The organism is Micromonospora sp. C97 (assembly GCF_018070385.1).
GTDB classification, from domain to species: Bacteria; Actinomycetota; Actinomycetes; order Mycobacteriales; family Micromonosporaceae; genus Micromonospora; species Micromonospora parva.
In genome coordinates this window covers 15,174-27,577 of sequence record NZ_JAGPXU010000035.1, presented here as the reverse complement: position 1 = coordinate 27,577, position 12,404 = coordinate 15,174, and the positions used below count along the sequence as shown (strand labels likewise).

The 12,404-nt window shown below is 73.3% G+C and carries 9 protein-coding genes; 7 read left to right on the top strand and 2 right to left on the bottom strand.

Going from position 1 to position 12,404, the window contains the following annotated elements; translation table 11 throughout:
• Positions 1–34 precede the first annotated feature (34 nt).
• Complete coding sequence (locus KBX26_RS29265; RefSeq protein WP_210866868.1) at positions 35–838, top strand: class I SAM-dependent methyltransferase; 804 nt, start codon at positions 35–37, stop codon at positions 836–838.
• A gap of 290 nt (positions 839–1,128) precedes the next feature.
• Here KBX26_RS29265 and KBX26_RS29260 read toward each other — a convergent pair whose 3' ends face one another.
• Positions 1,129–2,070: a hypothetical protein gene (locus tag KBX26_RS29260; protein ID WP_210866867.1), complete on the bottom strand. Its 942-nt coding sequence runs from the start codon at positions 2,068–2,070 to the stop codon at positions 1,129–1,131.
• 286 nt (positions 2,071–2,356) lie between these two features.
• Between KBX26_RS29260 and KBX26_RS29255 the strand changes: the two genes are divergently transcribed.
• Positions 2,357–3,337, top strand: a complete 981-nt coding sequence (locus tag KBX26_RS29255; protein ID WP_030337638.1) for a daunorubicin resistance protein DrrA family ABC transporter ATP-binding protein — start codon at positions 2,357–2,359, stop codon at positions 3,335–3,337.
• On the top strand, positions 3,334–4,161 hold the full coding sequence (locus KBX26_RS29250; RefSeq protein ID WP_210866866.1) for an ABC transporter permease: 828 nt from the start codon (positions 3,334–3,336) through the stop codon (positions 4,159–4,161). The genes KBX26_RS29255 and KBX26_RS29250 overlap by 4 nt, the downstream gene beginning before the upstream one ends.
• 1 nt (position 4,162) lies before the next feature.
• Here KBX26_RS29250 and KBX26_RS29245 read toward each other — a convergent pair whose 3' ends face one another.
• Positions 4,163–7,342, bottom strand: coding sequence for a BTAD domain-containing putative transcriptional regulator (locus KBX26_RS29245; protein WP_210866865.1), 3,180 nt, complete (start codon positions 7,340–7,342; stop codon positions 4,163–4,165).
• Positions 7,343–7,453: 111 nt separating this feature from the next.
• Here KBX26_RS29245 and KBX26_RS29240 point away from each other — a divergent pair, with 111 nt between their 5' ends.
• Genes KBX26_RS29240 through KBX26_RS29225 form a run of 4 tightly spaced genes read left to right on the top strand, consistent with a single transcriptional unit; the run spans position 7,454 to position 12,342 of the window.
• Positions 7,454–8,287, top strand: a complete 834-nt coding sequence (locus KBX26_RS29240) for an ABC transporter ATP-binding protein (RefSeq protein WP_030337641.1) — start codon at positions 7,454–7,456, stop codon at positions 8,285–8,287.
• A gap of 32 nt (positions 8,288–8,319) precedes the next feature.
• Positions 8,320–9,303 carry an ABC transporter substrate-binding protein gene (locus tag KBX26_RS29235; protein ID WP_030337642.1) on the top strand — a complete coding sequence of 328 codons (984 nt, stop codon included), beginning with the start codon at positions 8,320–8,322 and terminating at the stop codon, positions 9,301–9,303.
• 5 nt (positions 9,304–9,308) lie between these two features.
• Positions 9,309–11,408, top strand: a complete 2,100-nt coding sequence (locus KBX26_RS29230) for an iron ABC transporter permease (RefSeq protein ID WP_210866884.1) — start codon at positions 9,309–9,311, stop codon at positions 11,406–11,408.
• A 28-nt stretch (positions 11,409–11,436) separates the two neighbouring features.
• Positions 11,437–12,342 carry a siderophore-interacting protein gene (locus tag KBX26_RS29225; RefSeq protein ID WP_210866864.1) on the top strand — a complete coding sequence of 302 codons (906 nt, stop codon included), beginning with the start codon at positions 11,437–11,439 and terminating at the stop codon, positions 12,340–12,342.
• The last annotated feature ends 62 nt before the right edge of the window (positions 12,343–12,404 follow it).

The window sequence follows — 12,404 nt, the reverse complement described above, 5'->3', positions numbered from 1 at the left end:
AGTCACCCGACCCTTCTCGGAGAGGTAGACACCGATGACAACCGTCACGAGCGACGACACGTACACGTTCGACAACGGCGCACCGGACGCCGTCGCGCAGATGCACGCGCTGGAGTCCTTCCTGGATCCGATCACCACGCGCCGGCTGGCCGGCCCGGTGCTGCGACAGGGCGCGAGCTGCTGGGAGGTCGGGGCGGGCGGCGGCTCGATGGCCCGACGGATCGCCCGCGCGGTCGGCGACGACGGTCACGTGCTGGCCACCGACATCGACCCCACCCACCTGGTGGCCGAGGGCAACCTGCGGGTACGCCGGCACGACGTGCGCACCGAACCGCCACCCGGTGACGCGTTCGACCTGATCCACGCCCGGCTGGTGCTGCTGCACCTCCCCGATCGCCGCCGGGTCCTGCGCACCCTCACCGGCGCGCTGGCGCCGGGCGGGTGGCTGGTGGTCGAGGAGTTCGACTGCACCGCACCGCAGCGGGTGCTCACCGCACCGACCGACGACGCCGCGAAGCTCTTCGCGCAGGTCATGGACGCCATGATGGGTGTCCTGGAGGAGCACGGCGCCGACCTGGGTTGGGCGCAGGACGTGCACACCGAGATGGCCCTCGCCAATCTGACCGACCTGGACACCATCACCCACTCGCAGAGCTGGGCCGGCGGGTCGACCGGAACGTCGCTGTACGAGACCAACTCCCGCCAGTTGGAACCGGACCTGCTGGCCGCCGGGCTGTCGCCCCAGCAACTGAACGCGTTCCGGCGGCTGCTGCGTGACCCCGGGTTCGCCGTCATGTCGTACCACTTCGTCTCCACGCGGGGCCGCCTGCCGAGCTGAGCAGGTGAACCACCGCGCGGAGCGCGGTCGCGCCGTCCGTACCTCTCCCGCCGCAGCACCCCCCGACTGCCGGCCGGACAGCCCGCCGACGGCCTCGACCGCACCGGCCGGGCTCCCCCGCGAGGGAGCCCGGCCGGCCCGCCCCCGCGCCCCCGCGCCCCGCGCCCCGCGCCCCCGCGATCTTGCAGTTTCGGTTGCCGAGAGGCGTGGAATGACCCCTATGTCGGGACAGAAAGTGCAAGATCGCGGCGTGGGGGTGGGGTGGCCTCGTGGGGCCGGGCCTCGCTCGCTCAGCGGGGGATGGTCTGCTGGTCGGCCAGGACAATCAGGTCGTCGGGGCTGGCCGACAGCGGCGCCGTCGCCCCGTCGAGCCACACGAGATAACCCACCGGCGGACCTGACCGACCCCACCGGGCACCGGTGATCGTGGCCGACTTCCCGTGATGTGGCTGCGGAAGCAGGCGTACCCGGGTGCCCGGCGCGTGTCCGTCGTCGGCGACGATGAGCAGCGCGTCGAGGATCTGCCGGGCACCGGCGACCGGCAGCCCCGGAACCCACGGCTCGCCCGCGTGTCCCAGACGCGGCGTCATCATCGTGCTCAACAGCGCGGTCTGCCGGACCGCCTCCTGGCGGACCTGCCCGTCCGCGCTCCGTTCGGCGATGGTCAGCGCCCTCTGGATGCGCGACCAGAGGGCCATCGGCTCCTGGTCGAGCAGGCGACGGGCCTCGCGGTCGATGTCGGCGCAGGCCGTGTCGAGCGCGGTGTCCTCGCCGAGTTCCGCGATCCAGGCGAGGTCCCCCACCTCGGGCAGCAACCCTGGCGACTCCGCCACGACCACTATGTACAGCATCGCGAGCAGTTCCTCGCGGCCCTCCCCGTGATAGAGCGGGCCGACTCCGCTGCCGGTACGCCCCCGGCTGGGCGGGAACCGCTCGACGAGATGCCGCGCCCGGCCGTGTGGCAGGATCGCGGCCCGCCTGCTGTCCGACAGCCGCTCCGCGAACGACCGCCGCTCACGACGTTCGACGAGCAGTTGGCGATGCGGGTCGAACCCGATCGGATAGATCGTCCGCCCGTACCTGGAGAGGGTTTCGCCGGGCCGGAGGCCGACCGACTCCAGTTGCCGGGCGGCCTCCGAGTAGGCGACGCCGGCCCGGACGGCGTGTTCGCGGATGGCGCGCTTGCGGGCGCGTCCCGGGGCTGGGGTCCGTCGGGGGATGGAATCAGACATGACGCCTCCGGTGCAGCCCCACGCACTCCACCGAACAGGCGGCGCGACCGGCACGCCGGGAGTCGACAGATCGGCGCGGAGTCGGAGACTCTTGGCCCCGGGCATGCGGTTGGGCGTGGGCCACCACATCGGGCGCTGGCAGACGCTCTGCCGTCGTCAGCATATCGTGCCGCCGACCGTCGGCGTGGCGGTGCGGGCCCCGGCCGCCCTCGCCCGCCGCGCCCGATGTCAGCCCATGTCGGTGGCGTGTCAGGGCGGTGTCAGCCGGCCCGCGCAGACTCGGCGCATGACAGCTGACCTGGTGATCGAGGCCGAGGGCCTCGTGAAGACATTCGGGAAGACGAGGGCGCTTCAGGGCGTGGACCTCGCCGTACCCCGCGGGACGGTGCTCGGGGTGCTCGGCCCCAACGGCGCCGGCAAGACCACCGCCGTGCGCATCCTCTCCACCCTGCTCACCCCGGACGGCGGAACCGCCCGGATCAGCGGTTTCGACGTGGTCCGGGACGCCGAGCGCGTTCGGCAGAGCATCGGCCTCACCGGCCAGTACGCCTCGGTCGACGAGGACCTGACCGGCCGGCAGAACCTGGAGCTGTTCGGCACCCTGCTGGAGCTGGGCCGCTCGGGTGCCCGGCGACGGGCCGCCGAACTGCTCGACTGGTTCGACCTGACCGACGCCGCGAACCGGCCGGCGAAGACCTACTCCGGCGGCATGCGGCGGCGGCTGGACCTGGCCGCCAGCCTGGTCGGCTCCCCCGACGTGATCTTCCTGGACGAGCCGACGACCGGGCTCGACCCGGCCAAGCGCGAGGACATGTGGGACGTGGTCCGGTCGCTCGTCAACAACGGCTCGACAGTGCTGCTCACCACCCAGTACCTGGAGGAGGCCGACGCGCTCGCCGACGCGATCACGGTGATCGACCACGGCCGGGTCATCGCGCACGACACCCCGGAAGGGCTCAAGCGGGTGGTCGGCGGGCAGACCCTGGAGGTTCGCCCGTCCGACCCGGCGCACCTGCCCCGTACCGCGGAGATCCTGACCCGGGTCGGTTCCGGCGCGCAGGCCGACGAGATCCGCAAGGGCGTACTCGCGGTGCCGGTCAGCGACGACGCGGCCCTGACCGAGAGCGTCGCGCGGTTCGCCACCGCCGGCATCGCCGTCACCGAACTCTCCCTGCACCTGCCGAGCCTTGACGAGGTGTTCTTCACCCTCACCGGGCGTACGGCGTCCGACGACGACACCACCCGCCCCACGGAGGTCGCGGCATGAGCACCCTCACCGACACAGCGCCCACGACCCGCCGCGGGCTGTCGACGACCGCCCCGAACCCACGGCCGTTGCGGCTGGTCCGGCACTCGTTGGCGCTCGCGAAGCGCAGCCTCATCAAGACCTGGCGTACGCCCGAGGCGCTCATCGACGTCACAGTGCAGCCGGTGCTGTTCCTCGTCATCTTCGTGTACATCTTCGGCGGCGCGGTCGCCGGCTCGACCCACGACTACCTGCAGTTCCTGCTGCCCGGCATTTTGGCGCAGACGATCGCCACCGGCGCCATCGCGATCGGCGTCAACCTCAACACCGACATCGCCAAGGGCATCTTCGACCGGTTCCGGTCGTTGCCGATCCCCCGCTCCGCGCCACTTGTCGGCGCGGTCCTCGGCGACGTCGTCAGGTACGTCATCGTCACCGTGTCGACCCTCGCGATCGGCTACGTGATGGGTTTCCGGATCGAGACCGACCCGTTCCTGGCGGTCGCCGGGTGTCTGCTCGCGGTGCTGTTCGCGCTCTGCCTGAGCTGGTTGCCGGTGCTGGTGTCGATGAAGGTGCGCACGCCGGGCGCCGTCCAGGGTCTGATGTTCGCGCTGATCATGCCGCTGAGCTTCGCGTCCAACGTGTTCGTCGACGCGGACACCCTGCCGGGCTGGATGCGGACGTTCGTGGACGTCAACCCGATGACCCACCTGGTGGCGTCGGTACGCGGGCTGTTCCTCGGCACCCCGCTCGGCTCACACGTGTGGTGGACGCTCGCCTGGTGCGCCGGCTTCGTGGCGCTGTTCATGCCGTTGGCGCTGCGGGCGTACCGCAAGAAGATCTGAGTCAGGCGAGCAGGTCGTCCATCAGTTCGCGGATCCGGTTGACGGCCGCGGCGGGTGGCCGCTCGCGCCACCCGGTCAGCAACGGCTCACGCTGCTCCTCGTCCCCGAGGATGGCGTTGAGCCGTTCGCTGATCCCGGTGGGGAAGAACATCTCGATGTGGGTGCCGATCCGCTTGGCGAGGACTGACAGTTCGCGGGCGGTGTCGGCGTCGCCCCGGTACGCCGCGAGTTCCGCGCCGCCCGACGCCCACGCCCCGATCACCGGCAGGTCCCGTGAGTTGAGCGCGTCGTCGCGGGTGAGCGACAGCATCGCGGTCGCCTGGACGGCCGGGTCGTCACCCGACGCCGGTCGCGCCTCGGCAACCCGCAGGCAGAGGACGGCCGCCGCGGCCCGGAGCATCGCCCGCGGCTGTGGCTGCGGCCCGGCCCAACCGGCGAGGATGCGGGTCATCTCGTCGACGTGGCTGAGCGTTTCGTCGTAGCGCCCGCGCTGCCAGGCGAGGTGCCCCAGGCCGAGCAACGCCTGCGCGGCGTCCATCTGGTCGGCCTGGCCCGGTGTGGCGGTCTCGCCCAGTCGCCGTTCCGCCTCCGCGTCGCCGGTGAGGGCGAGCTGCACGTCCAGTCGGAGCCGGATCGACCGCGCGTCCTGCGCGGCGCCGACCAGCTCCATGTGGTGCACGCTGCGCGTCAGCCACTCGGCCGACCGGGCGTCTCCGCCCGGGACCAGGAACTGCCCGACGGCACCTGCCGCCATCGCCATGCCCCAGTGGTCGCCGACCACCTCGAAGCGGTGGTACGCCTGCTCGGCGTCACTGATCGACGCTTCCGGCTGGCCGCCGTTCTCGCGTACCGCCGCGCGTGCGAACAACCCGAGCCCCTGCACGTACGGGTCCGGGTGGGCGACCAGCTCGGTCGCGTTCTTCAGGCTCTGCTCCAGGTCGGACGTGTCGAAGCCGGGCAGCGCCGCCGCGAGGGCGGTCAGCCGGGAAGACACCTCGGCGGGTCGTTCGGCCTGGACCAACCGCAGGGCCCGGCGGGCGAGCACGGCGGGCCGCAGGTCGGCGCTGATGCCGGCGTTCACGCTGATCACCACGCACGTCCAGGCCAGCCGGTCGGCGTTGGGCAGTGGCCGGCCGCTGGCCGCACCCCGCAGGATCGCCGACCGCAGCCGCCGCCGGGGGTCGTCGATGTGCAGCAGTCCGCGCGCCCAGCCCAGGACCTCAAGGTGCAGGCCGCGCACCGACCAGAGGTGGAACAGCGCGGTGGCGACGTCGACCGAGGCGGGCTCGTCGTCCTCCCGCATCGCCCAGCGCAGGCCCGCGACCAGGTTGTCCTGCTCGGCGGCGCACCGGTGCAGCGCCTCCACCTGGTCAGGTCCGATGAAGCGGCCGGCGAGCGCGACGGCCTGTTCCCGCGCCCAGCCGACCAGGCCGGCCATGGCCCGGCCCCGGTCGCCGGCCGCGTCCAGCCGGGCCTCGCCGTACTCACGGACCGTTTCGAGCATCCGGTAGCGGGGCGGACCGTCCCCCTCGACCAGGGTCAGCAGGGACTGCTCCACAAGGGTCGCCAGGCCGCGACGGACGTCCGGGACCTGCGCGACGGCGGCGGCGAGGTCCGCGGTGAACGGCGCGGGAATGACAGCTACCCGCTGGAGCAGGTCGCGGTCGTCCTCGGCGAGCAGTTCCCGGCTCCAGTCGACCAGCGCCCACAGGCTGGCGTGCCGCTCGGGTAGACCCCGCAGGGCGTCGTCGAGCAGCGCGAACCGGTTGGTCAGCCCGGCGAGCACGTCGTCGATCGGCATGTGCCGCAGTCGCGCGGCGGCCAGTTCGAGCGCCAGCGGCAGGTTGTCGAGCCGGTGGCACAGGACGAGCGCCCGTTCGGTGTCCCAGGTGGGCACGGCGCCGCCGGCCCGTGCCCGCGACTCGACGAGCGCGAGCGCGTCGGGGTCCGGCAGCGCGGTCAGCCGGTGCACCAACTCGCCGACCAGGCCCAGCGGGGCGCGGCTCGTCGCGAGCACCGCGACCTCCGGCGAGGCCGCGGCCACCAGGTCCGCGACGACGACGGCCACCGCGTCGAGCACGTGCTCGCAGTTGTCCAGCACCAGCAACCCGTCCAGGTCCGGCGCGACGGCACGCAGCCGCTCCCCGGGGTTGAGGACCCGACGTTCCAGACCCAGGTTGCCGCCGGTCGCCGTGGTGTCCGCGCCACCGAGCGCGGCGAGCACAGTGGGCAGCACCTCGTCCGGCGAGCGCAGGCCGGCGAGTTCGATCACGCGCACCGCCCGTCCGGCCGCCGCCGTACGCCTGGCCACCTCGGCGGCGAGCCGGGTCTTGCCCGCCCCGCCGGTCGCCACGATCGTCACGACGGGTGCCTCGGTGAGAGCGCCGGTGATGGTCTCGACGTCCCCCTCCCGCCCGACGAGGGCTGCCATCGGACGACGCCACGCGGCGGGCAGCGTGATCCGCGCCGGTTGCCGGGGTGGCGTGGCGACGGGCGGGGCGGTGAGTTCCCCGCGCAGCAACGCCAGGTGGGCGGCGGTGATCACCGGTGACGGGTCGGTGCCGTACCGGTCGGCCAGGTCGGCGCGCAGCCGCTCGACCAGCTCCAGCGCCTCCGCCTCCCGCCCCTGGGCGGCCAGCACCCGCACGAGCAGGGCGGCGGACGGCTCGTCCGGTGGCGTACGCGCGACGAGCCGGCCCAGGTCGGCCTCGTCGAACGGGCCCACGCCGGCGAGTGCCGCCTCGGCGCGCAGCGCGGCGACGTCGGCGAACAGGCGGGTGTCCTCGGCGCCGACCAACTCCGGCACCTCGGGGAACAGGGCACGGGCCTGATCGGCCAGGCCCCGGGCGGCCCGGACGTCACCGCACCGGAGCACGGTGCGCGCCTGGTCGGTGAGCGCGCGCGCCTCGACCGCGTCGACGGTGATCTCCTCGGCGGGCAACCGGTATCCGCCCGGCACCGCGACCACTGGCAAGCCGAGGCGGCGTACCCGGGACACGAGCGCCTGGACGGCGCCTGTCGCGTCGTCGGGTGGCGCGCCGTCCCAGACGGCGTCCACGAGCAGGGTGACGGAGACCGCCCGCCCGCGCGCGTCGACGAGCTCGCGGAGCACCGCCGCGAGCCGTTCACCCCGAACGGGCTGGCCGTCGACGGCCAGGGGGCCGAGGGTCGCGATCTGCACGGACCCAGCATCCCCCACGTGCGCACGGACCCGATGACCACCGGTGCGCCCGGCTGGTCACGGCCACGACCGGCTTGACAGGTGATCGTTTGGTTAGGTTAGCCTAACCTCATGCAGAACGAGTTGGCGTCGGCCAACGGAGCTTGCCGCCTGTCCGGCGTCGACCTCCGTCTGGGTTATCACGGTGTGCCGGTGGTGCACGGTGCCGTGATCGACCTCCGCGAGGGCGCCGTCACCGCACTCGTGGGGCCCAACGGCAGCGGCAAGTCCACCCTGCTGCGGGCCCTGGCCCGGCTGCACCCGATCGAGGCCGGCACAGTGCACCTCGCCGACGGCGTCACCGCCGCCGGTCTCGCCGCCCGGGAGTTCGCCCGGCGGGTCACCCTGCTCGCCCAGAGCCGGCCGGTGCCCAGCGGGGTCACCGTCCGCGACGTCGTCGGCTACGGCCGCCACCCCTACCGGGGGCGCTGGCGCACTGAGGACCCGGACGGTCCCGCCGCCATCGCACGTGCCATGGACGTCACCGGCGTCGCCACGATGGCCGATCGCCCGGTCGACGAACTGTCCGGAGGCGAGTTGCAGCGGGTGTGGTTGGCCACCTGCCTCGCCCAGGACACCCCGGTCCTGCTCCTCGACGAGCCCACCACGTTCCTCGACCTGCGGTACCAGGTGGAGATCCTCGACCTGGTCCGTGACCTCGCGGACGATCACGGCGTCGCCGTCGGCGTCGTGCTGCACGACCTCAACCAGGCGGCGGCCGTGGCGGACGAGGTGGTCCTGTTGCACCAGGGCCGGGTCCGCGCCACCGGCACCCCGGCCACCGTGTTCACCGAGGACGCCCTCACCGAGACCTACGGCATCCGCATCGAGGTGACCACCGATCCGGTCAGCGGACTGGTCACCACCCGCCCCGTCGGGCGGCACCAGATCCGCGCCCTGGTCTGAACACCCCTCATCCCCAGCAGAGAAAGACCGTCATGACCCGTACCCGTTTCACCGCCCTCATCGCCGTCGTGGCCGCGCTGACACTCGGCGCCTGCGGCACCACCGAGAACGCCGCCGCCCCCGAGGCCTCCGCCCCGGCGTCCGGTGGCCCGGTCACCGTCACCGACAGCCGGGGTAAGGAGATCACCCTCAAGGCGCCGGCGACCAAGGTCGTCGGCCTTGAGTGGGGCGAGGTCGAGCTGCTGGTCAGCCTGGGCGTCATGCCCGTCGGTGTCGCCGATCCCAAGGGCTACGGCACCTGGGTCACCTCCGCGAAGCTCGACCCGACCGTCAAGGACGTCGGCGTCCGCGGCGAGCCCAGCGTCGACTCCATCGTCGCCCTCCAGCCCGACCTCGTCGTGATGGAGGACGACCGGGGCGGCGCCATCGTCAGTCAGCTGGAGAAGTTCGTGCCCGTCCTGGTCGCCAAGGGCAGTGACGCCACCGACAACCTCGGCCGGATGCGCACCGACCTCAACATGATCGCGAAGGCGGTCGGCAAGACCACCGAGGCGCAGAAGCTGCTCGCCGACTTCGACACGGCCATCGCCGACGGCAAGAAGAAGATCGCGGACGCGGGGGCCGCCGGCCGCCCGTTCGCCATCGCCGACGGCTGGAAGGAGGGCAGCACCGTCAGCATCCGGATGTTCGGCGAGGGCGCGCTGGTCTCCCAGATCGGCATCCAACTCGGCCTCACCAACGCCTGGACCGGCAAGACCGACGAGGTGTGGGGCCTGGGCCAGACCGACGTCGAGGGCATGACCGTCCTCAAGGACCCGAACACGCACCTGTTCTACAACGCCTCCGACGGCGAGGACGTGTTCGCCGACGGGCTCGCCGGCAACGCCATCTGGACGTCGCTGCCCTTCGTCAAGCAGGGCAACCTGCACAAGATGCCCAACGGCATCTGGACCTTCGGCGGTCCGCTCTCCGGCAAGCAGTACATCGACGAACTCGTCAAGACGTACGCGGTGTGAGCGTGCTGAACGCGCCCCCTCGCCCGGAGCCGGCCACCCGGCCGGCTCCGGGCGGGCGCCCCACCGCGCCCCGCGTCGCCGGTGTCTTCGTCGCCGCCATCCTGCTGCTGCTCGTGGTGACCGCTGTGCACCTCACCCAGGGCACCTCGAACGTCGGCGCCCTCGACCTGCTGCGGCTCGCCACCGGCGCCGACGACGAGGCGGCCCGCGTCCTGGTCGCCTCCCGGTTACCCCGGCTGCTCGCCGGGCTGGCCATCGGGGTGGCGCTCGGTTTCGCCGGGGCGGCGTTGCAGTCGATCGCCCGCAACCCGCTGGCCTCACCGGACACCCTCGCTGTCAACGCGGGCGCCCACCTGGCGATCGTCGCCTTCGCCGCGTTCGGCGTCTCGCTGCCCGCGCTGCCCGCTGGCGGCCTCGCCTTCTGCGGCGGACTGGCCGCCGCCGGCCTGGTGATGGCGATGTCCTCCGGTGGGCAGGCCGGCACCACCCGGCTGATCCTCGCCGGCTCGGCGACCGCGCTGGCACTCGGGTCGGTGACGACACTGCTGCTGCTCCTGTTCGAGCAGGCCACCATCGGGCTGTTCGCCTGGGGGAACGGCTCGCTGGTGCAGAGCGACCTGACCTCGCTGACCCAACTCGCCCCGGTGATCGTCGGTGCCGTCGTCGTGCTCGTACTGCTCGGGCACCGCCTCGACATCCTCGCCCTCGGTGACGACACCGCCACCGTGCTCGGCCTCGACGTGCGGCGCACCCGAGTCACCGTGCTGGTCCTCGCTGTGCTGCTGTCCGCCGCGGCCGTCACCCTCACCGGCCCGGTCGGCTTCGTCGGCCTGTGTGCCCCGGTGATCGTCCGACTGCTCGCGCCAGTGGTGCCGGGGGTGCACCGGCACCGCGTCCTGCTGCCGCTGTCCGGCATCGCCGGGGTCATCATCGTGCTCGGGTCCGACGTGCTGCTGCGGGCCGTGCTGGGCGGGCAGGCGGGTGTCGACATCCCCACCGGCGTGGTCACCACAATGCTCGGCGCGGCGATCCTCATCTGGCTGGCCCGCCGGCACCGCGACGCGGGTCCCACCCGTCGTCCGCCCGGTGGGCACGCGGCGGTCCGCTCCGCCGCCTTCCACCGCGGCGTCGTCGCCGTCAGCGCCGTCCTGACCGTCGCCGCCGTCACCGTCGGCATGCTCGCCGGGGACACCTGGGTGCTGCTCGGCGACGTGCTCAACTGGGTCAACGGCAGCACCGGGCCGGCGTACACCTTCGTGCTGGACCAGCGGTGGCCGCGCGTCGCCGCGGCGGTCCTGGCCGGCGCGGCGCTCGCGGTCGCCGGCACCACGGTGCAGGCGGTCTGCCGTAACCCGCTGGCCGAACCGGGCATCCTCGGCATCACCGCCGGGGCCGGGCTCGGGGCGGTCGGGCTGCTCACCTTCGTGCCGTTGGCCGGTGTGTGGGCCGTCTCCGGCGTCGCCGGGCTCGGCGCGATGGTGGCGTTCGCGCTGGTCTACGGCCTGGCCTGGCGCGGCGGGCTGAGCTCCGACCGGCTGGTGCTGATCGGCTTCGGCGCCTGGCAGGGCGGCCTGGCGGTCATCACGTACCTGGTCGTCGCCTTCGACCCGTGGAACACCGGGAAGGCGTTGACCTGGCTGTCCGGCTCCACCTACGGCCGGATGCCCGCCCAGGTGCTGCCGGTGCTGATAGCCCTGCTGGTGTTCACCCCGGCCGTGGTCGCCGCCCGCCGGGAACTCGACCTGATGGCACTGGACGACGACACCCCCCGGGTGCTGGGCGTCCGCCTGGAACGCACCCGGTTGATCGCGCTCGGCGCGGCGGCACTGCTCACCTCCACCGCCGTCTCGGCCGTCGGGGTCATCGGCTTCGTCGGCCTGGTCGCCCCGCACGCCGCGCGGGCACTCGTCGGCGGCCGACACTCCCGGGTGCTCCCGGTGGCCGCCCTGCTCGGCGCGGCGCTGGTCAGCATCGCCGACACCCTCGGCCGGACGGTCATCGCTCCGGCCCAGATCCCCGCCGGCCTGGTCACCGCCATGATCGGCACCCCGTACTTCATCTGGCTGCTGTGGCGCTCCCGCGCCGTGGCGAGCACCACCCGGTAGCACGCCGACCCGAGTCGAGAGAGGCACCATGACCGAGACCCTGCCCATCGCCCCGTGGCGCGTGTTCACCGTCACCGTCCGCGCGGTACGCCGACTCAGCCCGTCCTTCACCCGGGTGACCTTCACCGGGGCGGACCTGGACCGTTTCGCCGACAACGGCTACGACCAGCGGATCAAGTTGGCGCTGCCGCTGGCCGGTCAGCGCGCGGCGACCCTGCCCCACGGAGCGGACTGGTACGCGCAGTGGCGGGCCCTGCCGGAGCACCTGCGCAACCCGATCCGTACCTACACGGTGCGGGCGGTCCGACCACACCTGGCCGAGGTCGACGTCGACCTGGTGCTGCACGGCGACGGTGGCCCGGCGACGCGCTGGGCCCGGCGGGCCACCGTCGGCGACGAGATCGCACTCGTCGGGCCGGACGCCGGCTACGACGGCAACCACGGCGGGGTCGAGTTCCGACAGTCGGCCGGCAGCACCCTGCTGTTGGCCGGGGACGAGACCGCCGCGCCGGCGATCAGCGGCATCTGTGCCCGGCTCCCGGTGGACGCCCGCGGCACTGTTGTGCTGGAGGTGCCGGAAGCGGCCGACGTGTTGCCGCTGGTCGCGCCGCCCGGCGTCGAGGTCCGCTGGCTACCTCGGGGCACCGGCGGGTACGGCAGCCGGCTGGTGCCCGCCGTCACCGCCGCGGCCGGGGAGCTGCTGGCCAGCGAGGCGTCGAGGGCCGCCCAGCCCGTGCCGGACGTGGACGTGGACACGGAGATCCTGTGGGAGGTGCCGGAGGAGGTGCCCCCGGTGCCGCTGTACGCGTGGCTGGCCGGGGAGGCCGGCGTCATCCGTACCCTGCGCCGGCACCTGGTCGCCGAGCGGGGGCTGGACCGGCGGGCGGTGGCCTTCATGGGCTACTGGCGTCTCGGCCAGGCCGACGTCAGCTGACCGCGCCGCGCACCGGCCGGGCAGGCGCGAGGTGCGTCGGAGGCCGTGAGGCGCGTACCGTT